This window comes from Arthrobacter glacialis (assembly GCF_002909445.1).
Classification (GTDB): domain Bacteria; phylum Actinomycetota; class Actinomycetes; order Actinomycetales; family Micrococcaceae; genus Specibacter; species Specibacter glacialis.
Genome location: NZ_PPXC01000014.1, coordinates 61,716 through 85,611 on the forward strand (window position 1 = coordinate 61,716; position 23,896 = coordinate 85,611).

The 23,896-nt window shown below is 60.4% G+C and carries 22 protein-coding genes; 14 read left to right on the forward strand and 8 right to left on the reverse strand.

What is annotated here, in order from left to right:
• Positions 1–25: 25 nt before the first annotated feature.
• The 6 genes from whiA to secG all read left to right on the forward strand — a co-directional run bounded on the left by whiA (position 26) and on the right by secG (position 5,555).
• The gene (whiA, locus tag CVS27_RS15940; RefSeq protein WP_103466837.1) at positions 26–1,006 is read left to right on the forward strand and encodes a DNA-binding protein WhiA; all 981 of its coding nucleotides are present in this window, start codon (positions 26–28) and stop codon (positions 1,004–1,006) included.
• Between the two features lie 107 nt (positions 1,007–1,113).
• Positions 1,114–1,737 (forward strand): superoxide dismutase, encoded by a 624-nt coding sequence (locus tag CVS27_RS15945; protein ID WP_103466838.1) that lies wholly within the window; start codon positions 1,114–1,116, stop codon positions 1,735–1,737.
• 241 nt (positions 1,738–1,978) lie between these two features.
• Positions 1,979–2,986, forward strand: a complete 1,008-nt coding sequence (gene gap / locus CVS27_RS15950; RefSeq protein ID WP_044572117.1) for a type I glyceraldehyde-3-phosphate dehydrogenase — start codon at positions 1,979–1,981, stop codon at positions 2,984–2,986.
• A gap of 8 nt (positions 2,987–2,994) precedes the next feature.
• Entirely contained in the window at positions 2,995–4,233 is a 1,239-nt protein-coding gene (locus CVS27_RS15955) for a phosphoglycerate kinase (RefSeq protein WP_103466839.1), read from the forward strand.
• A gap of 103 nt (positions 4,234–4,336) precedes the next feature.
• A complete protein-coding gene (tpiA, locus tag CVS27_RS15960; RefSeq protein ID WP_103466840.1) occupies positions 4,337–5,152 on the forward strand; it encodes a triose-phosphate isomerase in 816 nt (271 codons plus the stop codon).
• A 160-nt stretch (positions 5,153–5,312) separates the two neighbouring features.
• Complete coding sequence (gene secG, locus CVS27_RS15965; protein WP_103466841.1) at positions 5,313–5,555, forward strand: preprotein translocase subunit SecG; 243 nt, start codon at positions 5,313–5,315, stop codon at positions 5,553–5,555.
• A gap of 75 nt (positions 5,556–5,630) precedes the next feature.
• Here the strand turns inward: secG and pgl are convergent, their stop codons facing one another.
• From pgl to tkt, 6 genes are all read right to left on the reverse strand, one after another.
• Entirely contained in the window at positions 5,631–6,434 is an 804-nt protein-coding gene (pgl, locus tag CVS27_RS15970) for a 6-phosphogluconolactonase (protein ID WP_103466842.1), read from the reverse strand.
• Entirely contained in the window at positions 6,431–7,372 is a 942-nt protein-coding gene (locus CVS27_RS15975) for a glucose-6-phosphate dehydrogenase assembly protein OpcA (protein WP_103466897.1), read from the reverse strand. The genes pgl and CVS27_RS15975 overlap by 4 nt, the downstream gene beginning before the upstream one ends.
• Positions 7,369–8,913 (reverse strand): glucose-6-phosphate dehydrogenase, encoded by a 1,545-nt coding sequence (gene zwf, locus CVS27_RS15980; RefSeq protein ID WP_103466843.1) that lies wholly within the window; start codon positions 8,911–8,913, stop codon positions 7,369–7,371. The genes CVS27_RS15975 and zwf overlap by 4 nt, the downstream gene beginning before the upstream one ends.
• Positions 8,914–8,929: 16 nt before the next feature.
• Positions 8,930–10,567, reverse strand: coding sequence for a glucose-6-phosphate isomerase (locus CVS27_RS15985; RefSeq protein WP_103466844.1), 1,638 nt, complete (start codon positions 10,565–10,567; stop codon positions 8,930–8,932).
• A gap of 5 nt (positions 10,568–10,572) precedes the next feature.
• A complete protein-coding gene (tal, locus tag CVS27_RS15990) occupies positions 10,573–11,694 on the reverse strand; it encodes a transaldolase (protein ID WP_103466845.1) in 1,122 nt (373 codons plus the stop codon).
• A 177-nt stretch (positions 11,695–11,871) separates the two neighbouring features.
• A complete protein-coding gene (gene tkt, locus CVS27_RS15995) occupies positions 11,872–13,998 on the reverse strand; it encodes a transketolase (RefSeq protein ID WP_243399942.1) in 2,127 nt (708 codons plus the stop codon).
• 372 nt (positions 13,999–14,370) lie between these two features.
• Here tkt and CVS27_RS16000 point away from each other — a divergent pair, with 372 nt between their 5' ends.
• The 8 genes from CVS27_RS16000 (at position 14,371) to CVS27_RS16045 (ending at position 23,028) form a co-directional block, all read left to right on the forward strand.
• Positions 14,371–15,342 carry a heme o synthase gene (locus tag CVS27_RS16000; RefSeq protein ID WP_370739523.1) on the forward strand — a complete coding sequence of 324 codons (972 nt, stop codon included), beginning with the start codon at positions 14,371–14,373 and terminating at the stop codon, positions 15,340–15,342.
• Between the two features lie 192 nt (positions 15,343–15,534).
• Positions 15,535–16,719 (forward strand): metallophosphoesterase family protein, encoded by a 1,185-nt coding sequence (locus CVS27_RS16005; protein WP_103466847.1) that lies wholly within the window; start codon positions 15,535–15,537, stop codon positions 16,717–16,719.
• 84 nt (positions 16,720–16,803) lie between these two features.
• The gene (locus tag CVS27_RS16010; RefSeq protein WP_103466848.1) at positions 16,804–17,235 is read left to right on the forward strand and encodes a protein-tyrosine phosphatase family protein; all 432 of its coding nucleotides are present in this window, start codon (positions 16,804–16,806) and stop codon (positions 17,233–17,235) included.
• 339 nt (positions 17,236–17,574) lie between these two features.
• Positions 17,575–17,808, forward strand: a complete 234-nt coding sequence (locus tag CVS27_RS16020; protein WP_133159177.1) for a hypothetical protein — start codon at positions 17,575–17,577, stop codon at positions 17,806–17,808.
• Positions 17,809–18,173: 365 nt separating this feature from the next.
• Entirely contained in the window at positions 18,174–18,512 is a 339-nt protein-coding gene (locus CVS27_RS16030) for a PadR family transcriptional regulator (RefSeq protein ID WP_103466850.1), read from the forward strand.
• A 1-nt stretch (position 18,513) separates the two neighbouring features.
• Positions 18,514–19,461, forward strand: a complete 948-nt coding sequence (locus CVS27_RS16035; protein ID WP_103466851.1) for a permease prefix domain 1-containing protein — start codon at positions 18,514–18,516, stop codon at positions 19,459–19,461.
• 1,290 nt (positions 19,462–20,751) lie between these two features.
• Positions 20,752–21,771: a DMT family transporter gene (locus tag CVS27_RS16040; RefSeq protein ID WP_103466852.1), complete on the forward strand. Its 1,020-nt coding sequence runs from the start codon at positions 20,752–20,754 to the stop codon at positions 21,769–21,771.
• Positions 21,772–22,578: 807 nt separating this feature from the next.
• Positions 22,579–23,028 carry a hypothetical protein gene (locus CVS27_RS16045; RefSeq protein ID WP_103466853.1) on the forward strand — a complete coding sequence of 150 codons (450 nt, stop codon included), beginning with the start codon at positions 22,579–22,581 and terminating at the stop codon, positions 23,026–23,028.
• Positions 23,029–23,318: 290 nt separating this feature from the next.
• Here the strand turns inward: CVS27_RS16045 and CVS27_RS16050 are convergent, their stop codons facing one another.
• Together CVS27_RS16050 and CVS27_RS16055 are read right to left on the reverse strand one after the other, a co-directional pair.
• A complete protein-coding gene (locus CVS27_RS16050) occupies positions 23,319–23,576 on the reverse strand; it encodes a type II toxin-antitoxin system RelE family toxin (protein WP_103466854.1) in 258 nt (85 codons plus the stop codon).
• A complete protein-coding gene (locus CVS27_RS16055; protein ID WP_103466899.1) occupies positions 23,573–23,821 on the reverse strand; it encodes a type II toxin-antitoxin system Phd/YefM family antitoxin in 249 nt (82 codons plus the stop codon). Before CVS27_RS16055 ends, CVS27_RS16050 begins: the two co-directional genes overlap by 4 nt.
• Positions 23,822–23,896: the final 75 nt, after the last annotated feature.

The following is a 23,896-nucleotide window of genomic DNA, read 5'->3' on the forward strand; positions in this document are numbered from 1 at the left end:
TGAACGTGAAAGTAGAGGCTGAATCATGGCGCTAACTGCGGCAGTAAAAGAAGAATTGTCTCGGCTTGACGTCAAGAAATCCTCCGTCCGCAAGGCCGAGGTTTCCACGCTTTTGAGGTTTGCCGGCGGGCTGCACATCATCTCCGGCAAAATTGTCATCGAAGCCGAGGTGGACACCGCGGCAACCGCCAGGCGCTTGCGCCTTGCCATCGCCGAAATGTACGGCCACCAAAGCGAGATCATTGTTGTCTCCGGTGGCGGGCTGCGCCGAGGCAACCGCTACGTGGTGCGGGTGGTGCGCGACGGCGAAGCCCTGGCCCGCCAAAGCGGGTTGTTGGACGCCCGCGGCCGGCCAGTCCGGGGCCTGCCCTCTGTGGTTGTCAACGGTTCCACCGCCGACGCCGAAGCCGTATGGCGTGGCGCCTTCCTGGCCCATGGCTCCCTGACCGAACCGGGCCGCTCATCGGCCCTGGAGGTCACCTGCCCGGGCCCCGAAGCCGCGCTGGCCCTCGTGGGGGCCGCGCGTCGTCTGGACATTGCGGCCAAGGCCCGCGACGTACGCGGCATTGACAGGGTTGTCATCCGGGACGGGGACACCATCGCCGCGCTCTTGGTCCGCATGGGCGCCCACGACACGTTCCTGGTATGGGAGGAGCGGCGCATGCGCAAGGAAGTTCGCGCCACAGCCAATCGTCTGGCCAACTTTGACGATGCAAATCTGCGGCGTTCAGCCCAGGCCGCAGTGGCAGCGGGCGCACGGGTGGAGCGAGCCCTGGAGATTTTGGGCGACGACGTCCCGGATCATCTGAAGTACGCCGGCGCCCTGCGTGTGGCCCACAAGCAGGCCAGTTTGGATGAACTGGGCAGGTTGGCTGACCCGCCCCTGACCAAGGACGCCATCGCCGGGCGCATTCGCCGCCTGCTGGCCATGGCGGATAAAAAAGCCAAAGATTTAGGCATTCCCGGTACTGAGTCCAATGTCACTTTCGACATGCTCGATACCTAAGCTGCCTAGTATGAAAGAGTAGAGGATGAGCCGCCTGTTCCAGACGGATTAACCTTGCTAGATATTTACGCTGGCAAAACAAATAGAAGAATCGCAACGGAGGAACCGTGACTAAGTACACACTCCCAGAACTCAGCTATGACTATGCTGCCCTGGAGCCCAATATTTCCGCCCGCATCATGGAACTGCACCACAGCAAGCACCACGCTGCCTATGTTGCAGGAGCCAACCTGGCTCTGGAACAGCTTGCCGAAGCTCGCGAGACCAACAACTTCGCCAACGTCAACAGGTTCTCCAAGGACCTGGCATTCCACCTGGGTGGCCACACCAACCACTCCATCTTCTGGAACAACCTGTCCCCCGAGGGTGGCGACAAGCCCGAAGGCGAGTTGGCCGCAGCGATCGATGATGCGTTTGGTTCCTTCGACGCATTCCGCGCCCATTTCACCGCAGCAGCCATGGGCATCCAGGGCTCCGGCTGGGCGTTGCTGTCCTACGAAGGCCTCGGCGGCAACCTGCTGATCGAGCAGCTCTTCGACCAGCAGGGCAACATCCCCGTAGCCACCACCCCGCTGTTGATGCTGGACATGTGGGAGCACGCCTTCTACCTGGACTACGTCAACGTCAAGGCTGACTACGTGAAGGCTTTCTGGAACATTGTGAACTGGGCGGATGTCTCCAAGCGCTTTGAGGCGGCCCGCAAGAACGCCACCGGCCTGATCCTGCCGTAGCTGCGTGAAAAACCTGGCCTAGCAAACACCATGTTTCAGCGGTGTTTCTGACCAATATGTGGACGCCCGCCCCGTACGATTAACGGGGCGGGCACCATAGAACGTAATATAGATCACGGCGCGCGCTTGTCGATGCGCGCCATCGAAAGAATCTCTGCCCAACGTCGTGCGGGAAACAATGGTTGAAGGTGACCTTCAACCTGACTACGTGTGTTCGTAAGAGCACCAAGGAGAGAACTAAGTGACTACTCGTATTGGTATTAACGGGTTCGGCCGCATTGGCCGCAACTACTTCCGCGCCGCACTCGCTCAGGGCGCCGACATTGAGATTGTTGCTGTCAACGACCTCACCAGCCCCGAGGCCTTGGCACACCTGCTCAAGTATGACTCCGTAAACGGCCGCTTGTCCGTTTCCGTTGAGGTTGTTGACGGCCACCTGGTAGTTGACGGCAAGACCATCACCGTTCTGGCTGAGCGCGATCCCGCAAACCTCCCTTGGGGCGAATTGGGCGTTGACATTGTCATCGAGTCCACGGGCTTCTTCACCAAGGCTGCCGACGCTCAGAAGCACATTGATGCTGGCGCCAAGAAGGTCCTCATCTCCGCTCCGGCGTCGAATGAAGACATCACCATCGTTTTGGGCGTGAACGACGATCTCTACGATCCGGCTGCACACCACATCATCTCCAACGCATCATGCACCACCAACTGCCTGGGCCCGCTGGCCAAGGTTTTGAACGACAACTTCGGTTTGGAGCGTGGCCTGATGACCACCATCCACGCCTACACTGCCGACCAGAACCTGCAGGACGGCCCGCACAGCGACCTCCGCCGTGCACGCGCAGCAGCCGTGAACATGATCCCGACGTCCACTGGTGCAGCCAAGGCCATTGGCCTGGTTCTGCCGGAGCTCAAGGGCAAGCTCGATGGTTACGCCATCCGCGTACCCGTCCCCACAGGTTCAGCAACTGACCTGACCGCAACTGTTAGCCGCGAAGTAACCGTTGAGGAAGTCAACGCCGCTTACAAGGCTGCCGCTGCTGAAGGCAAGCTCGCCGGCTACTTGACCTACACCGAAGACCCGATCGTGTCCTCGGACATTGTTGGCGACCCGGCGTCGTCCATCTTTGACTCTGGCCTGACAAAGGTCATTGGCAACCAGGTCAAGGTTGTTTCCTGGTACGACAACGAGTGGGGCTACTCCAACCGCCTGGTCGACTTGACCGAGCTCGTCGCCTCCAAGCTCTAAGGCTAAAAATGACACTTCACACCCTCAGCGAACTCATCGATGAAGGTGTCCGTGGGCGGTACGTTCTTATCCGTAGTGATTTGAACGTGCCGCTCGACGGCTCTACAGTCACCGATGATGGTCGCATCAAGGCCTCCCTGCCCGGGATCAAGGCATTGGCCGACGCCGGCGCCAAAGTTCTGCTCAGCGCTCACCTGGGCCGCCCCAAGGGTGCCCCGGAAGCCAAGTATTCCTTGGCTCCCGCCGTGGCCCGCCTGGCGGAGTTGGCTCCCGAGCTCAACGCCACCCTGGCCGCTGACACCACAGGTCCCGGCGCACAGGCTGCTGCTGCAGCATTGGCTGACGGTTCCGTTTTGGTGCTGGAGAACGTCCGCTTTGATGCCCGTGAAACCTCCAAGGACGATGCCGAGCGCGCGGCATTTGCCGCCGAGCTGGCTGCGTTGACGGGGCAGAACGGCGCCTATGTGGATGACGCCTTTGGTGCTGTCCACCGCAAGCACGCAAGTGTCTTCGACATTGCGAAGCTTTTGCCGTCTTACCAGGGCGATCTGGTGCGCACCGAGTTGGAGGTCCTGCGCAAGCTGACCACCAACACCGAGCGTCCCTACGTAGTGGTTTTGGGTGGTTCAAAGGTTTCGGACAAGTTGGCTGTCATTGACAACCTCCTTGGCAAGGCGGACACCATTTTGGTTGGTGGCGGCATGCTGTTCACCTTCTTGGCAGCACAGGGCCACAAAGTTGGCGCTTCACTGTTGGAAGTTGACCAGATCCCCGTCGTTCAGGACTATCTGGACCGTGCAGCTGCTGCCGGCACCACTTTTGTGTTGCCGACTGACGTTGTGGTTGCTTCGGGTTTCTCCGCTGATGCCAGCCACGAAGTGGTTGCTGCCGATGCCATTGAAGAAAGCTCCTTTGGGGCCGGCGGACTGGGCCTGGACATTGGTCCGTTGTCCGGTGCGGCCTTCGCGGAAGCCATTTCGCAGGCTAAGACTGTGTTCTGGAACGGCCCCATGGGCGTGTTCGAGTTTGCAGCCTTCGCCGAGGGAACCCGTGCAGTGGCCGGTGCCTTGAGTGCCAACAGTGCCAGTGGCGGATTCACAGTGGTTGGCGGCGGCGATTCTGCTGCGGCCGTACGCACCCTCGGGTTCGCGGACACTGAATTCGGTCACATCTCCACCGGTGGTGGAGCCAGCCTCGAATTCCTTGAAGGCAAGGAACTCCCGGGACTGAGCGCACTAGAGCGCTAAACCAAAAGGCGGCGGCAGGATATTCCTGCCGCCGCCTTTTCTCGCGCCACCTGGCGCAAATTTTTCAAGTTTTTGATTTAGCTACGCAAGAAACGAGACACCGATGACGACTTCAACTAACGGTAATTTCGACCGGACACCGCTCATTGCCGGCAACTGGAAGATGAACATGGACCACGTCCAGGGCATCACCTTGCTGCAGAAGCTCGCCTGGACACTCTCCGATGCACGCCACGACTTCAGCCGTGTGGAGGTTGCAGTATTCCCGCCGTTCACAGACCTTCGCGGAGTCCAGACACTCGTCCAGGGTGACAAGCTCAAGCTTGCCTACGGTGGACAGGACCTTTCCGACAAGGATTCCGGCGCGTACACGGGCGACATCTCCGGTGCATTCCTGAACAAGCTCGGCTGCGCCTACGTTTTGGTGGGCCACAGTGAACGCCGTGAAATCCACAACGAGAGCGATGAGCTCCTCAACGCCAAGGTCAAGGCCGCCTACCGCAACGAGGTCACCCCCGTACTGTGCGCCGGTGAGGGTTTGGCCATCCGCCAGGCCGGGACCCACGTTGAGCACACGCTCGCGCAGGTGCGCGCAGGCGTTGCCGGATTGACCGCAGAGCAAGCAGCCACACTTGTCATTGCCTATGAGCCCGTTTGGGCCATCGGCACCGGCGAAGTTGCCGGTCCCGAAGATGCACAGGAAATGTGCGCAGCCATTCGCGCCGAGCTGGTGGAACTGTTCGACGCCGAGACGGCCGCCAAGACCCGCCTGCTCTACGGCGGTTCAGTCAAGGCCAACAACGTTGCCGCCATCATGGCCGAGCGTGATGTTGACGGTGTTTTGGTTGGCGGTGCCAGCCTGGATGCCGGCGAATTCGCCAGCATTGCCCGCTTTGAGAGCCACCTCGTAACGAAGTAGCGAATAGGCACCCAAGTTTCGTGTCCATTCGCCATGTGCGGGGGGACACGGATAGACTTGGGTGCGAACATGGCGTGCCCCTCACCAGCAATTTATGGTGGCACGCACCCATGTAACCCACTTTTTTGAGTTACACCATAACCATGCTGAAAGGCCCCTCGTGGAAACACTACAAATCGCCCTGCAGATCCTTTTGGGTGTCACCAGCTTGCTGCTGACCTTGCTGATCTTGCTGCACAAGGGCCGTGGCGGCGGTCTCTCGGACATGTTTGGCGGCGGCATGAGTTCAAACCTTGGCTCCTCCGGTGTTGCCGAGCGTAACTTGAACCGCTTCACAGTCATCTTGGGCATCACCTGGGGCGTAGTGATCATTGGCCTGGGCCTGATCATGTCCTACAGCTAAGCGCCACGCAGTACAAGAAACAGCAAAAAAGGGTCCCGCCCGGCAACTGCCAGGCGGGACCTCTTCTTTGCCTGGTCAGTGCTCCCGGCGCAGCAGCTGTGCTGAAACCTTTGCCGCAGACAGCTCGTCGAGCAACCACAAGGTTTTATTCCTGCCCTGGGCGCCGGAGGCTGGCACCTGAACCGTGTTGGCCCCGGCCAGGCCGAGCCCCACGGCTGCTGCCTTGTCGGCACCGGCTGCAACAATCCAGATTTCCGAGGCCGAGTTGATGGCCTCCAGTGTCAATGACACGCGCGACGGCGGCGGCTTGGGGGAGTTGCGCACACCCACCACGTTGCTTCCGGTGGCGCGGATGCCAGCCATGTCCGGGAAGAGCGATGCAATGTGGGCGTCGGGGCCAAGCCCCAACAGCAGTACGTCGAAGCGCGGAACGGTGGGTGGCTGCTCGGCGGAATCGTCGCTGTTTTCCCATTCATGCCGGGCAGCTTGTGCCAGTTCATCCACATACTGCTGGACAGCTTCTTCGAGGTCAGCGACGGTATCTGAAGCCGGCATGACATGAACCCGGGCGGGATCAACGTCAATGTGGTTCAGTAGTGCCTCCGCGGCCTGGCCGGCATTCCTGTCGGCGGAATCGGCGGGCACAAACCTGTCATCCCCAAACCAAAAGTTGACCTTGCTCCAATCAACTGCCAGGCGGGCAGGGGACTGAGCAATCTCACGCAGTGTTGCAATGCCAACACTGCCGCCGGTGAGAACCACCGTGGCTTCGCCGCGTTCGCTTTGAACGTCAAGCAGGCGGGTGATCAACCGGGCAGCCGTGGTTGCCGCCAAGACGTCAAAGGAAGGATGCTTGGTGATGCGAACGTTGGAGCTCATGACTGATCAGCCTTCTCTTTTGCGAACAACTCTTGCAGACCGAGGGTGACTACTTCACCAAATACCTCGTCAGGGTCCAAACGTCGCAGTTCTTCCGCAAGGCAGTCTTGCAACGAACGGCGCGGCAGTGAGATTTGCTGGTCGGGTTGTCCGGGCTGGGTCAGGAATGCGTCGATGGTGCCCGGGCGGGTCAACACAACACTGCCCTTGCTGCGTTCAATGACAACAGTGCGGATGCCTGTTCCGCTGGGATCCTCACGTACTTGGATGGGCACGTTGAGAGCCTTGTGCAGCCAGGAAGCCAACAGCAAAGTGCTGGGGGAGTCGCTGGCGCCTTCCACCTGCAGCCCTGTGATGGGGTCAGAGCCGTCATAGCTGTCCAACGTCGCCGCAAGTTGGATCCGCCAATTGGTCAGGCGTGTCCAGGCCAAGTCGGTATCGCCAGCCGCGTACGTTTCACCAATGTGCTTGAGTGCCTTGCGGGGATCGAGCGCATTGGCCGAGTCAGTAATGCGCCTGTGGGCGATGCGGCCCACGGGAGATTCGCTGGGCTTGGACGGTGCACCATGGGGCCACCAGGCAACGATGGGCGCATCAGGCAGGAGCAGTGCTGAGACCAGGGATTCATTCTCCGCAGCCAGTTCACCGTAACCGTGCAGCACAATCACCTCGGAGGCGCCGGCGTCACCGCCCACACGGATTTCGCCGTCGAGGCGGGTTTCCGCGTGCGCGGATCCTGCCGCCAAGACAATGATCCGGCAGGGGTGTTCACGGCTGGCCAAGTTGGCTGCCTCAATGGCTTCCTCTTCCTTGCCACTTCGGGTGATGACAACAAGCGTCAAAACACGGCCCAGGGCAACTACGCCGCCCTGCTCGCGCAGTTTGACGATCTCCTTGGTGATCTTGGACGTTGTTGTGTCGGGGAGTTCAACTATCACGGTCTGCGCCACGTCCTTCCATCACGCTTCAACAGTTCATCTGACGACGCCGGACCCCAGCTGCCGGGTTCATAGGCTTCGGGCTGTTTACCTTCGGCGGCCCAGAATTCTTCGAACGGGTCAAGGATCTTCCACGACAGTTCAACTTCTTCGTGGCGGGGGAACAGCGGCGGCTCACCCAGCAAAACGTCAAGGATCAGGCGCTCGTACGCTTCGGGGCTTGACTCGGTGAAGGCATGTCCGTAGCCAAAGTCCATGGTGACGTCGCGGACTTCCATCTGCGTGCCGGGAACCTTGGAACCGAACCGGATGGTGACACCTTCATCAGGCTGCACGCGGATCACTACGGCGTTCTGGCCAAAGTCATCTTCCTGGTGGTCGGTGAACAACAGATTTGGTGCGCGCTTGAAGACAACGGCGATCTCCGTGACGCGCCTGCCCAAACGCTTGCCTGCGCGCAGGTAGAACGGCACCCCGGCCCATCGGCGTGTGTGGATGTCCAAGCGGATGGCGGCAAACGTTTCGGTGGTGGAATCGGCAGGAATGCCTTCTTCCTCCAGGTAGCCAAGAACATGCTCACCACCCTGCCAGCCGCCGGAGAATTGGCCGCGAGCAGAGTGATTGGAGAGATCCTCGGGAAGCTTGACGGCTGCCAGGACCTTTTCCTTCTCGGCACGCAGATGATCGGCGTCGAAAGAAATGGGTTCTTCCATGGCGGTCAGGGCGAGCAGTTGCAGGAGGTGGTTCTGGATGACGTCACGGGCAGCACCCACGCCGTCGTAATATCCAGCGCGACCGCCGGTGCCAATGTCCTCGGCCATGGTGATCTGCACGTGATCCACATAGTTGGCGTTCCACAACGGTTCAAAGAACTGGTTGGCAAAACGAAGCGCCAGAATATTCTGGACGGTTTCCTTGCCCAAGTAATGGTCGATCCTGAACACGGCGTCCTGGGGGAACACCTGCTCCACAATGTCATTGAGTGCACGGGCGGATTCGAGGTTGTGCCCAAAGGGCTTCTCGATGACCACGCGGCGCCAGCTCTCATCCGTACCCTGAGCCAGGCCGTGCTCGGACAGCTGGCGGCATACGAGTTCAAATGCCTTGGGCGGGATGGAGAGGTAAAAGGCGGTGTTGCCCCTGGTGCCCCGGGTTTGATCGAGTTCGGCCAAAGTGGTCTTCAAACGTTCAAAGCCGGCGTGGTCATCAAACTCGCCCTGGACAAAACGAATGCCCTCGCTGAGTTGGTTCCACACGTTCTCGTCAAAGGGGGTGCGGCAATGGGCCTGCACGGACGTCTTCACCTGGGCGGCGAAGTCGCTATCAGTCCAGGCACGGCGGCCAAACCCAACCAAAGCAAAACTAGGTGGCAGCAAACCGCGGTTTGCGAGGTCGTATACGGCGGGCATGAGCTTCTTGCGCGCCAAGTCACCGGTCACTCCAAAGAGCACCAGCGACGACGGTCCCGCAACCCGGGACAGTCGGCGGTCCCGACTGTCCCGGAGCGGGTTTTCATTTTGTGTTGCAGCGGAGGTGGGCATCTGTTGAGAAGTTACCTTATGCGTCGGAGTGCTGGCCAGCGAGTGTGGCCACCACAGTCTTGAGTTGTGCAACGCCAGTGGCCACGTCAGTCAAATGAAGCCGCAGAACCGGGCGTCCGTGATCAGCCAGCACGGTTGCGTCACCGGCAGCCTGAGCAGAAATCAGCTCCCCAAAACTAAACGGCCGTTCCGGAATTGCCAAATCCTGTTGCGCCGCTCCCGTAACCTGCAAGAACACTCCCACTGCGGGGCCGCCCTTGTGGAACTGGCCGGTGGAGTGCAGGAAGCGCGGTCCCCAGCCAAAGGTGACGGGGCGGTTGCTGACGGCAGCGAGATCGTTGCGAACATCAGCCAGCGGTGCATTGGCCAAGCGGTCCAGGTAGACCTGCACGCTAAGGTAGCCGTCGGCCGCCAGGGTGCCGAGCAGGGCAGTGATGGCCTGCTCCACCGTGCCAGCGCCAGCCAGCCATTCGGCGTCGTGGTTGGCGGTGCGAACCTCAATGGCACCATCGGTGAACAATGCCGGTGTTGGTGCCGGAGTGGCATCCAGCAGTCCGCGGGCAGCAGACTTGGCTGCCTCCACGTCCGGCTGATCAAAGGGGCTGATGCCGAGCAGACGACCGGCGACGGCTGTGGCAAATTCCCACACCATCATCTGGGCGCCCAGATCCCCGGCGATGCTGACCTCATTTTCGCCAAGTTCGACGTCGGAGTCCCCGGCTACCAGCCGCACCACCAGAACGTCAGCGGCGCCCGAAACCACCTCGGGGGAGTTGGTGTCGGCCACGACCGGCAGAACACCAGTGCCCAGCTTGCCGGTGGACTCTGCAATGAGCTGTTCGGCCCAGTCGGCGAAACCGACAATGCCCGAGCCGTCCTCCACAATAACAATCTTGTTGCGCAAGGGGTTGGTGCCGCCCAGGGCAGCTGCCAGCCGCAGGCCAACATTGTCAACATCGTCGTCGCGAAGCATTTCGCCGGCTTCTTCAGCAGAATCCAGCAGCGCAGCAATGTCGGCACCGGCCAGGCCCGAGGGGACCAGGCCAAAGGCCGTCAAGCCTGAGTAGCGCCCGCCCACATTGGGGTCGGCATTGAAGACCTTGCGGTATCCGGACTCACGGGCAAAACCGTCCAGGGGTGAGCCGGGGTCGGTGACAATGATGATGCGGGCCTTGGCATCAATGCCAGCGGCTGTGAATTCCGCTTCAAAGATGCGCCGCTGCGAATCGGTTTCCAGGGTGGAGCCCGACTTCGAGGACACCACAATGGCAGTTGTTGCCAAACGGTCGGAAACTGCTGCGCGCACCTGGTCCGGATCAGTGCTGTCCAGGACGGTGAGCTCAACGCCTGCGGTGGCCGTGATGACCTCCGGTGCCAGGGAGGAGCCGCCCATGCCGCACAGCACGATGTGGTTGACGCCCTCGGCCTGAAGTTCGGCGCGCAGGGCAGCGATCTGCTCAACGAGAGGTGCCGACACCTCGGCGGCTTCAACCCAGCCCAGACGAATGGCTGATTCGGTTTCCGCCTCGGGGCCCCACAGTGTGGCGTCCTTTGCGAAGAGACGCGAAGCCACCTGGTCCGCCACGAGGGTCAGCAGCTGCGTTTCCCCAGCTTCCTTGGCGGCGCCTGTGGCCGCAAATGCCAGTGATGTCATGGTGCTTAGCCCTCCGAGCCTGCAGCGTCCAAGGCTTCCTGGACGTGGTTCAGGAGGTCCTTCCAGCTGGCAACGAACTTGTCCAGGCCCTCGGTCTCCAGGATGCCCACAACGTCGTTGTAGGAGATGCCCAGGCCCTCGAGCTGGTTCAGCAGGGCGTTGGCCTCTTCGTACGTGCCGGTGATGGTGTCGCCCGTGACAACGCCGTGGTCAAAGGTTGCATCGAGGGTCTTCTCCGGCATGGTGTTGACCACGTTGACGGCTACCAGTTCGGTCACGTACAGGGTGTCCGGGTAGGCCGGGTTCTTGACACCCGTGGAAGCCCACAGGGGGCGCTGGGGGAGTGCTCCGGCGTCGGCCAGCAAAGCCCAGCGCTCGGAGGAGAAGACCTCTTCGAAGGCCTGGTAGGCCAGGCGTGCATTGGCAAGACCGGCCTTGCCCTTCAGGGAGGCAGCTTCCTCGGTGCCGATGGCGTCGAGGCGGTTGTCGATTTCCAAGTCAACGCGGGAAACGAAGAAGGAGGCCACGGAGTGAATGTCAGCCAGGTTGTGGCCGTTAGCCTTAGCCAGTTCCAAACCGCTCAGGAACGCGTTCATGACGGCGCGGTAGCGGTCCAGGGAGAAGATGAGGGTGACGTTGACGCTGATGCCTTCGCCCAAGGTGGAGGTGATGGCCGCCAGGCCCTCAAGGGTTGCCGGGATCTTGATGAGGACGTTCTTCTTGTCAACCTTGGCGTACAGGCGCTTGGCTTCCTCGAAGGTTCCTGCGGTGTCCCAGGCCTTGCGCGGATCAACTTCGATGGAGACGCGGCCGTCAACGCCCTTGGTGGCGTCGGCGACGCCGGCGAAGATGTCGCAACCATCGGCGACATCCGCGGTGGTCAATTCAAAGACGGCTTCCTCGGCGGAAACGCCGGCTGCCGAGAACTTCTTCAGTTCAGCCTTGTAGTCATCGCTCTTGGTGATGGCAGCTTCGAAGATGCTGGGGTTGGTGGTAACGCCAACAACGTTCTTTTCAGCGATCAAGGCAGTGAGGTTGCCACTGCTGATGCGGCTGCGGGAAAGGTCATCGAGCCAGATGGAGACGCCGGCTGCGGAAAGTGCTGCCGTGGGAGTTGAATTAGTCATTTTGCTACTTCCTTAAGATGAAGGCCCTGCCTCAAAGCACTGCGCAGGAGTATTGTTCCGGTTTCCTCGCCTCGCACGCCGCGGCGTGCGAGGCGAGGAAACCGGTGTGAAGACTAAGCGGCTGGCAGGAACCATCCCGTGGCTCCTGCCGGCCGGTACTGCTTAGAAGAGTGTTGCTTAGGAGTTGGCAGCAGCCAATGAGTCCTTGGCTGCTGCTGTGACGGCCTCGGTGGTGATGCCGAATTCCTTGAACAGGATCTTGTAATCAGCCGAAGCGCCGAAGTGCTCCAGTGAGATGGAACGGCCGGCGTCGCCAACAAACTCGCGCCAGCCCAAAGCCAAACCGGCTTCGACGGAGACGCGAGCCTTGACGGCGGAGGGCAGAACCTGCTCGCGGTACTCTGCAGGCTGGGCGTTGAACCACTCAACACACGGCATGGAGACAACGCGGGTGGCGATGCCTTCGGCCTGCAATGCCTCGCGGGCCTCAACAGCCAGCTGCACCTCGGAGCCGGTGGCGATCAGGATGACAGCGGGGGTGACTACTGCGCCGTCGGACACGGACTCAGCCAAAACGTAACCGCCCTGGGCAACACCCTCGGCGGAACCGAACTCGGTTGCCGTGGCAGCACCGGCGCCGCGGGAGTACGTGGGAATGTTCTGACGTGTCAGCACAATACCGGCCGGGTTGCTGGTGGTTTCCAGGATCTTCTTCCAGGAGGCCGAAACCTCGTTGGAATCACCGGGGCGCACAACGTCCAGGCCCGGAATGGCTCGCAGGCTCGAGAGCTGCTCCACGGGCTGGTGGGTGGGACCGTCTTCGCCCAAACCGATGGAGTCGTGGGTCCACACGTAGATGGAGGGGACACCCATCAACGCGGAGAGGCGGATGGCCGGGCGCTGGTAGTCGCTGAAGATCAGGAACGTGCCGGAGAACGCACGGGTGGGGCCACCCAAGTGAATGCCGTTCACAATCGAGGCGGCGGCGTGCTCACGGATACCAAAGTGAAGGACACGGCCGTAGGGGCCACCTGACCAGGTGTCTGTCTGCTTGGAGGCAGGCACGAAGGATCCGGAGCCTTCAATGGTGGTGTTGTTGGAACCGGCCAGGTCGCAGGAACCGCCCCAAAGCTCGGGCAGTACACCACCAATGGCGTTCAGGACCTTGCCGGAGGCAACGCGGGTGGAGACTTCCTTGCCGCCTTCAAAGACGGGCAGGTTTTCCTCCCAGTTGGCCGGGAGTTCCTTCTTCTCAATGCGCTCCAGAAGTGCTGCCGATTCCGGGTTCGCGTTCTGCCATGCCGAGAAGCCAACGTTCCACTCTTCACGGGCGTCGGCGCCACGGGCAACCAGCTCGCGGGCGTGGTCCAGGATGGCCGGATCAACCTCGAAGTTCTTTTCCGGGTCAAAGCCCAGAACTTCCTTCAGGGCCGCAACCTCTGCGCCACCCAGGGCTGAACCGTGGATTCCGCCGGTGTTCTGCTTCTTCGGGGACGGGAAGCCAATGATGGTACGCAGGGAGATCAGTGAAGGCTTGGTGGTCTCAGCCTTTGCCGCGGCCAGGGCTGCGTGCAGTTCGGCAACGTCTTCAACGTAGTCGCCGGTCTTGGTCCAATCGACGCGCTGCACATGCCAGCCGTACGCTTCGTAGCGCTTGAGCACGTCTTCGGAGTAGGCAATGTTGGTGTCATCTTCAATGGAGATGTGGTTGGAGTCGTAGATGACAACCATGTTGCCAAGCTCCTGGTGGCCGGCAAGGCTGGAGGCCTCGCTGGTGACGCCTTCTTGCATGTCGCCGTCGGAGGCAATAACCCAGACGGTGTGATCGAACGGGCTGGTACCGGGAGCGGCGTCGGGGTCCATGAGACCGCGCATGCGGCGCTGGGAGTAGGCGAAGCCAACCGCCGAGGCCAGGCCCTGGCCAAGCGGGCCGGTGGTGATCTCCACACCGGCGGTGTGCTTGTACTCGGGGTGGCCCGGAGTCAGGGAACCCCAGGTGCGCAGGGCTTCGAGGTCAGAAAGTTCCAGGCCGTAACCGGACAGGAAAAGCTGTACATACAGCGTCAGGGAGGTGTGGCCCGGGGAAAGAATGAAACGGTCGCGACCAATCCAGTCAGGATTCTTGGGATCAATGCGCATGACCTTCTGGAACAACAAGTAAGCGGCAGGCGCCAGCGACATGGCTGTACCCGGGTGGCCGTTACCCACCTTCTCTACTGCGTCAGCGGCCAGAATTCGGGCAGTGTCCACTGCGCGCTGATCGTTGGCGGTCCAGGTGAATGTTGGCAAATCCAGATGTGACACTGACAGGTCCCTCTCGTTATGGGCAAAATAGTGCAGCTGCAGGGCAAGCGTGCGCGCCTAGGAATTTTAGACAATCTTTGGCTGCTGATTCAGGGCCCTGCCCTGGGGTATTTCTTTCAGCTATATCAAGCTTAGTCTCACGGGTGCCGTGAGTGGCTTGATCACACGCAGTCAGGCGATTCTAAAGTTACACGACTCCCGCCCACATCCGTGATTGGTTTTCACATGTTGAGAACTCGGAAGCGCACACTTGACTTTACGGATTTTCGCTCTCTGAGGGTTCGGACGGCTATTATAGGGATAGCTTTGCCTTCCGTGCACTTGTTGCGTCGGACGGTGAAGCCACAGCGCCGAATCAACAATGAAAACATGGTGACAGTACACGTGAGTGCAATGCATACCCCCACCACCGAAACCCCAGCCAAGGTTGCAGTGGGTTTTGCTGAAAAGGCCAAGGGATATTTAGCTCTGACCAAGCCCCGGGTTGTGGAACTCCTGCTGGTGACCACCTTGCCCACCATGTTTTATGCGCACGGCTTCAGCGGCAAGAGCGGCGTACCCAGCCTTTGGCTCATGGTGGCCACCATGGTTGGCGGGGCGTTGGCAGCAGGCGCGTCCGGCGCCTTCAATTGTTACATTGACCGCGACATTGACAAGATCATGAACCGCACCTCCAAGCGCCCCTTGGTGACCGGCGTGATTACTCCCCGTGAAGCACTAGTGTTCTCCTGGATCCTGACAGTTCTGGCTGTGGTCCTGCTGTGGAGCATCAACCCGCTGACAGGCATCCTGGGCATTGGCGCCATCTTCTTGTACGTGGTTGTCTACTCACTGATCCTCAAGCGCCGCACATCCCAGAACATCGTGTGGGGCGGGGCAGCAGGGTGCATGCCGGTACTGATTGCCTGGGCGGCTGTAACAAATACTGTGCAGTGGCCCGCCGTGATCTTGTTCATGATCATCTTCTTGTGGACGCCCCCGCACTACTGGCCGTTGTCCATGCGCTACAGCGACGACTACAACGCAGTCAACGTTCCCATGCTCGGCGCGGTTGCCGGGTCGCGCACGGTTGCCGTTCAGGTGGTGCTCTACACCTGGGCCATGGTGGCTTGTTCACTGCTCATGATCCCGCTGGGCGGCGCCGGCATTGTCTACACCGTGACCACGGCGGTTGCCGGCATCTGGTTCCTGCTTGAAGCGCACAAGTTGTACAGCAACTCCAAGAAGAACCTGGTGACCAAGAAGAACGCCATGAAGGTCTTCCACGCCTCCATCACCTACCTGACACTGGTCTTCCTGTCCTTGGCCGTGGATCCCTTTGTCGGCTCAGCCCTGATGGGCTAGTCTTCCTTTTTGAAGTACGACGGCGGGCCCGCACCTTTGAGAGTAAAGGTGCGGGCCCGCCGTCGTACCGGCCGTTCACTCACAGTTTCCACCCCGGACCCCTCATGTTGCCGCCCCAGCCAGCTGGGTTCTCTACTGTCGTGGTGCAACTGCGGCCCAAACAGGCGCTGCATCACCCTTTGAGAGGCAGCAATGACGGCAAGCATCAACCAGGCAAAACTCAGCCGGAGGGCGGCCTTGGCTGCCGCGGGAACACTGGGCGCCCTGGGAATCACCGTGGCGGCGGGAGCCGAGAGCAAGGCAGCGCCGGGGGCCAAGCCACCCAAGCCGAGCCTCGCGTTCCGGCCCAACGGTACGTTCAAGATTGTCCAGTTCAATGACACCCAGGACGACGAACGCACCGACCGCCGCACCATAGAGCTCATGGAGCGGACCCTTGATGCGGAGAAGCCCGATTTTGTTGTCATCAATGGTGACGTGATCACCGGGGGATGCGACACCGAGCTGGAGGTTAAGCAAGCCCTGAACCATGTGGTGCTGCCCATGGAGAATCGCAAGATTACGTGGGCTGTGACCTTCGGCAACCATGACGAAGACTCCCTGGCACGCACGGGGATGACGGAAGCTAAGATGCTGGCCTTCCTGCAGAGCTACGCGTTCAACGTCAACGCCGACTCCACCCCGGGCCTCACGGGAACCTCCAACACGCAGCTGCTCATCAAGTCCGCCAGCTCCAAGGCGCCGGCCTTCGGCCTGTGGCTCATCGACACTGGCCGGTACGCTCCCGGCGCCATCGATGGACAGAGCTTTGAGGGCTACCCCACGTGGGACTGGGTGCGCATGGACCAGGTCAACTGGTACCGCGAGATGTCCATTGCCACGGAGCGCAAGTACGGCCAGAAGGTGCCCTCGTTGATGTGGGGCCACATTGCTCTCCACGAACACCGCAACATGTGGTTTGCCAGCATTGACTCCCGCAACGACTCAGACCATGCCCGGGCGCTCACCCGTCACAGCATCGTCGGGGAGCGCAACGAGGATGAGTGCCCCGGCCCCATCAACTCCGGATTGTTCAACGCGTTCCTGGAGCGCGGGGATGTGAAGGGCTACTTTGTGGGTCACGACCACGTCAACACCTATGTGGGCAACTACTACGGCGTGCAGCTCGGCTACGCACCCGGCACAGGATTCGGGGCCTATGGGCTGCCCGGTGCCGAGCGGAACCGCCTGCGTGGCGCGCGCGTGTTTGAGTTGGATGAGAACCACCCCGGCATCTACAAGGACACCCGAGTTGTCTTTGCCAAGGACTTCGGGATTGATCTCACGGCAAATGACCAGCCGATTGAGCCGCTGCCGTTGGGCCCCGGCCAGAGCTAGCCCCAATAGTCGGACGGTAAGGCCCGCGGCGCACGTCTGCCGCGGGCCTTACTCATTTATCCCTCTTTGACGTACCGTGGTGCCATGAACACGTGGAGTGATCAAGCGTCAGTGGTGGAATTCCCTGATGGCCGGCGCATACGCGGAGCAAGTCTGCGCGAGTCCCGCCGAACAACCGAACATTCAGACTTCACTGTCTACTTGCTGGGCCGCGCCCCCAGCCACCCATTGGGGGATTACCACTGGGTGAAGTGGCGGGACTTCGGCGTGCCGGCGTCGAGCGCGGATGCTGTTGGTACGTTGCAGGAGGCGTTCGAGCGGTCTACGGGGGAGAGGGTTGAGATTGTCTGCCGTGGCGGTGTCGGGAGAACCGGCACGGCTCTTGCACTGCTGGCCATGATGGCCGGAATTGCCGGTACCGACGCGATGGACTGGGTTCGGGAGCACTATCACCCGCACGCCGTCGAGACCCCCGGTCAGCGGCGATGGTTGCGCCAGGTCGCAACATTGCTCTGACGCTTCTGTGAAGAGCCGGAATGGTCCGTGGCTGTCTGGGCGGGGTTCGACGTCGTTCCACACCATGGAAGGGCGGAAGCTGTTGCGCGCCATGGCCGCCACGGCAAAGGACGCCTCAGCGTATCCAAGGTTGGACAGCTGCCCGGCCCGGGTGGCGGCGGACCACGGACCCTTGGAGCCATAGCTCACCCACTGACTGCCCAGACAAGGGATTTCCGTATACGGCAGGTCCCTGGTCAACCCGGGCACCACGAGTTGGGTGCTGGTGGTTGGCAGTGGCACACGGGGCCGGCGACTATGATGCGCCGCGCTCCTGAGCCGCTCTGATAGCTTCTTCACATGCAAGCATTTCGACATGTATTGGTGGTCATCCTGGTTGCTGCCGTAGCTTATGTGTACTTTGTTGACCTGCCGTTGGGGGCGAAGTTCGTCATCCTTGCATGGCCTGTGTCATCCGTGGCCATCAACGAACGCCAGCTTCACAAGCAACGCGCGGCGGCTGCGGAACAGGCCGCTCGTGCCACACGCTCATTGCCGGATCAAGTCCTGCACGCCTACCGTGAGCGCACATAGCTGCGCCTTGAAAGTGCTGTCCACCGCCAGGACCCGTCTGGCTACAGCGCCGTCGGGTGATTGAGTCAGCCAGCTGACCAGTAGGAAAATGGACACGTCGGTTCAGACGGAACCCACCGGGATGAATCCACCGAGCTATGGCTGGATGGAAAGAATAGCCGCCCCGTGTAACTGGCGGCAGTCATCCGGGATGTGGTTGATACCAAGGCCAGGGAGCCTTGCTTGCGAGCGGGATGTGGTGATCCTGTGCCAGTTCCGAGCAAAAGCCTGTGAGCAGACGGAATTAGCCCACCTCTTCACAGCTCAGGGTGCCATTCAATGCGTACCGTAGACAATAGTGTGTCTCACACAGTAATGTATTCAGCATGAACGATAGCGGCGCTCTCGACACACATCTGCAGGAGTTGCGCCGCGGAACAGTGGTGCTCGCATGCCTGCAGCTGTTGCGCACGGCCGAATACGGCTACAAACTGCTCGAGGAGCTTGCCGTACGCGGCTTTGCTGTCGACGCCAACACCCTCTATCCGCTGCTGCGCCGGCTGGAGAAGCAAGGGTTTCTCACCAGCGAATGGAACACAGAGGAGGCAAGGCCGCGGAAGTTTTACCACACTTCGTCTGATGGCATGCGGCTCGCCGACACTCTCACCAACGAATGGCTCGCGCTCACCTCAGTGATAGCCGCCTTGACCACAGAGGAGATTTGAGATGACTGCCACGCTCACTGAACGCTATATAGCTGCCACGATTAAGAGCCTGCCGCCGGAATCGGAAATGGATGTTCGAGCTGAACTCGAGGCCTCCATTGCGGATGCCATTGAGGCCCGCATTGAAGAGGGGGAGGGGCGCGCGGATGCTGAACGCGCCGTGTTGACCGAACTGGGCGATCCTGGTGCCCTCGCCGCCGGATTTGCCGATCGCGCCCTGCACTTGATTGGACCCCGGTACTACCTCACATGGTGGCGGTTGCTAAAACTCTTGCTTGCCATAATTCCGGCCACAGCCGTCATCGGTGTGGTCATTGCCCAGTCATTGGCTCAAGCGCCCATGGGCGAGATCATCGGCCAAGCAGTGGGGGTGGGCATCTCCACGGTGGTGCACGTGGCCTTCTGGGTGACCGTGGTCTTCGCCGTCCTAGAGCGCACCGGCGCTGATACGGGAGTCCGGTGGGACGTTGACCAGCTGCCGGAGCCGAAATCGGCAGGCATGGGGCGGGGTGAAGTGGTGGCTTCGCTGCTATTCCTCGCTGTATTGGCAGGTGCGCTGCTCTGGGATCGGTTCCAGGGTTTCCTCCGCCCGAATGGCGAACCGCTGCCGATCATGAATCCGGATCTGTGGCCATGGTCGATCAGCGGGCTGTTCCTACTGATCGCCGCCGAGGCAGCCCTTGCCGTCTCGGTCTATTTCACGGGACGCTGGACAACGGGACTGGCCATCGTCAACACCGTGCTGGCGGTGCTTTTCGTCAGTCTGGCGGTGTCCTTGTTGGCCAGGGGAGAACTAATCAACCCGGAAGTAATCGCCTACGCCTTGGGCAACGGCGTGGACGCAGACGCACAGCGGACCCTTGCATTGATCACCGGCTTCTCCATTGTTGCCATCGCAACCTGGGACGCGATTGATGGCTGGCGCAAGGCCGCTCACGGGAAGCGCTGATGGCCACCATGTTTGATGTCGTGTCCCGGGTGCGTACGAGCTGCTGTGGGAGTGCGACGGAGTAGTCCATGATTTTGGAAGCCTTCACCTTGACCGGTAAGAACTTTCACCACAATCAAAAAGCGCCAGCAAACAGAGGACCAGAGGCAGGGGCCCGCGCCCAGGGCGGACCTTGCGCGGAGAATGCCGTCACGCCCGGAACAGGGCTGGGTGAGGGGTGCCCCAACGACCCGGGCGGCTATATAAGCCACGCCGAGATGCGCCACGGCAACGGGGGAGAGGCGACTCCCGGCCACGGACTCGGAAGGGGCACGTCTGGACGTTCGGCCACTCATTTCGTGACGTTCCAGTATGGCAATGGCACAAGGAATGAGCTCCCTGTGCCGGGACGCTCCGTTGATTTCTGCTGTGGCAGGTGTCCTACATTTCGCGACGGTTGGCACCTTGTTGAAGATCTGAGCGAGGTTGGCGCCTTCAGTCAAGGAGCACGTGCACAGGCATGAACTTGGATGGTCCTCCGCATTGGGGTCCGTAGGGTTGCTCCCCGTTTGATTCCGTTTCAATGGGCAGGGTACGGGAGATACGGTCACCGGAAAGGCCAGCTCCACATCACCTACATATGAGTATCCGATTGCTGGACATGCCCGATTGACGCCAGGTATCAGTCCTGCCAGGGCGGGAATAGCTTGCGCTGAGGCTAGAGCACCGACGGCAAGCATGACAATGAATCGGGCCTTCATAAAGTGAGCCTAACCCGATACTCAGTATCATTCTCGTTCAGTGGCATCGGATGCTGTCAGTTCAACCGCCCACAGAAGGAACGTTGACCGGGCACGTTGATGGGTTGTCAGCCTCAAGACCTCGTCATCGACAGGGGCTGACCCTTCAACTACGTGGCAGGGGCTATAGTTGAAAGCTGCAATGGCAAGCGGTTGCGGTTGTGTTTTCGCCAGTTATTGTTGACTGGGTTCAGTATTTATGGACTTTACCGACTAGTGAATCCTCAATTGTGGTTGCGTGAGATCTATACGGGCAACCGGTTGTCATAAATTTTGTATCACAAGTAACCTGCAAGGATCTGATCGTTGCGGCACTGTTGTCCGGCACTGACGGCCTCGGAGGATGCGGACAATTTCTTAGTCACTTCGACCTGCCTCTTGGAGAACACCTTGATTCTGCTGCACACCAGCCACCACCTCGGATGCGACGTTCATCGAGTTAGGCAAGCGAAAAACTCGTCTCGGCCGGTAGCGCAGGGGCTTGTCATGGTCCTCCCGGTGGTCTGCTGATATGGCCTCGACCGTGGGCACCACAGCTGTTCCGCAACTTAAGTCTCCGGTTCGCGTACTGGCCGTGGGCGTCCCGTTGGCCGTGGCTGCTGGCTTGACCTTGCCGATCCAGGCTCGGATCAACGGTGAGTTGGGTGTGCGACTGCATGATCCGCTGCTGGCGGGGTTGTTCAGCTTCGGGGGAGCAGCATTGGTCATGGCAGTTGCTACGCTGGTCATTCCCAGCGGTCGCGCGGCATTCGCCCAACTCCTTGCGGATACTCGAAAGCGGAAGGTGCCGTGGTATTTTCATGCGGCCGGTTTGATCGGCGCCTACTTCATCTTTGCGCAGACCAGCTACGTCGCAAGCATAGGAATTGCGATCTATACGGTGGCCGTGGTGACCGGCCAGACGGTCAGCGGGCTCGCTGTGGACCGGATTGGTTTAGGCCCCGGCGGTAAGCGAGCCATCACGGCACTGCGGGTGCTTGGTGTCCTGCTCACAGTTTGCGCGGTGTTCTGGGCCGTGTCGCCGCGGATTTCCGGAACGCCGAACCCCGCCGCCATGCTGCTCCCACTGGCGCTGGTTGTCCTGGCGGGGGTGCTGATGACCTTTCAGCACGCAGTTAACGGCAGGATTGCCGCACAGGTCCGTTCGCCAATACCGGGGACTCTGATCAACTATGCGGTCGGAACTGTCGCGCTGGGGCTAATCTGGATTCTCAAATTGGCCTTCACCGGGGGGCAGCCCACATTGCCGACTGATCCGTGGTTGTATGCAGGCGGAGTGTTGGGCTGTATCAACCTGGTGCTCAGTGCACTGCTGATCCGGCGTATTGGGGTGCTGCTGACCGGATTGAGCATGATCGCCGGGCAGCTGATCGGTGCCCTCTTGATGGACTGGCTGTTGCCGGTTGCCGGCAGTGTCATCTATCTGCAAACCGTGCTCGGCACCTTGCTCACACTGGCCGCAATCGTCGTGGCCGCCCTGCCAGGATCGACCCTGCGCCTGTTCTGGCGGCGTGGTCACAAACAGCGGTGAAGCATGCGCCTTAAGAATTCCACGGATACAGTCCCTATGTCCGATATGGCGTTGATTTGTGGTGCACCAACAGAGGCCCGCGAATTTACGTTGGCCCTTGAACGCAGCGTGGGCACGAATGGGCTGGGCATGCTCCAACGGGATCATCCTCCAGTCACCAGTCACCAGTCAGCAGTCAGCCAGTTGGGAGGTTGCTGAGGTGCTAGTGGATTGCTCCCTGGACATCAGGGTGCCTGCTGGGGCATGGTGCCCAGCGAGAGCGTCGGACGCCGCGATTGAGGGTCCTATAGCGTGAATCTTTGTACCGGCCACGGTTCAGCTGAGTCAGCTAACGTGAGACGTACTAGGCCAATGCTTCAACTAAGTTGGGATTGCTGTCACGTCTCATTTAGGTTGGACCATGAAAAGCGCGGAAGCTAGCGGAATGGTCCGACTGTAGAGATTCGAATGTGCTGCAGTTGTCTCACTACAGTCGGACCGAAACCTCAAATACTGCCTCAACGTGCAGCGTGTCCGGTTGATTCGTGTCCGGGCGCCGGGTGTTCCGTAAGGGGAACCCTTTGCAGGCCGCTGATTCATTGACGTGGCTGAATTTCGTGCTTGGTCATTGCCGATAATTGTTGACAGGTGCCATGGTTCGTGGCGAGCATGGGGCATGAGGCCAAAGCGAGAGGCGCGGTTCAGGATTGGCGCTGCCCTCGTGATGGCGTTGCTGTCATTGTCTACACTGGTCTTGTTGCTTGTCTTGCCGAAGTCCGGCGGTGATAAGGCCGTGGGCGTGGTCGTTGGGATGCTGTTGTCGGGGCTGTGATCGCTAGGGCCATCGTTTTTCTCCGTGGCGACTATTTTGCCGTGAAATGGGTGCGCCGCACCTCGCGCTTCCTTTACGCCGTCGTCGGTGCCGTCATTTTTATAGCGGTGGCCATACAATTCTTCGAACCCCGCGCAGGTTTTGCGTACTACCCGGCATTCGCTGGCCTGTTCCTGGGGAATCTCTTCCGGGAAGAACAGCAGCCCCCTGTCAATCAAGGAACTCGATTGCCGACGCGGCGATCCATGATTGTCGTGGCAATGGTTCTCTGTGTGGCAGCGATTGGTGCCACGGTCTGGACAGTGCTGGCCATTCTTGCCGACGCTGGCACCCTAGTGAATTCTTTGATTTTTGCCTCAACGCTTTTGTGGGCGGGCGGATTCTTGGCCGTCGCGAGACTTGACGGACTGTACTTGGCCCCGCGACGGGCCCAAAACAGACAGTAAGTTCCAGGTCTTCATCTGGAGCAGTTCCACGACTGCTTTCCAGGATCCTGAAGGGGTAGCGGCTGACGGGTGGTGCCATCATGGATTATTGGCCGGCGATCGTTGGACCCGCCATGGCGGTCATCCTTCTTTTGGAACGGACGAAACGCCGGAGGGGCAGTCAAGATCTTCGCCTTGGCCCACACCGGGCGATACTTCCAGGCAACTGGTCTGCCAACCTATCAGGGGCGCCATAAGCCGAACGTTCTACGGGACACGGGGTGACCAAAAGCTGATTCATCGGCAGGCAGTCAGCGTTCGTAGACGTTGCTGCGATGGCCAAGCGTGATCACTGCTACAACTAGGATGTTGTCGTCAACCGTGTAGACGATGCGGTAGTCCCCTATGCGAACTCTGAGACCGGGACGCCCCTGGAGGGCCTTGGCGCCTGGAGGTCGTGGCTCCTCACCGAGGAGCGCGATCGCTCCACGAATGCGGTCGCGATCCTGATGGTCAATGCGGTTCAACGCTCGAACTGCGGCAGGACGCAACTCGACTTGGTAGGTCACACCCAGCCCAGATCTGCTTTCACTTGAGCCCAAGGGATATTGGGGCCCTCCTCTGCCATCGCCTCATCGAATGCGGTGTCATCTTCGGCATCTTCCAGAGCTTCAAGCATCTGCTCGTAGCGCTCAGGACTGACCACCACGGCGGCGCGATGACCGCGGCGCTCGATGAACACCGCTTCGGTCTTCGAGCGATCGATGACGTCTGAAAAATGGTTGCGTGCGTCTGCGACGCTGACAGTGGACATATTCAAATTGTACATCCAGCATTTTGAAATGTACATGAAATAGGTTCCGTGAAAGGAAAGTCACGCTGATCGCGA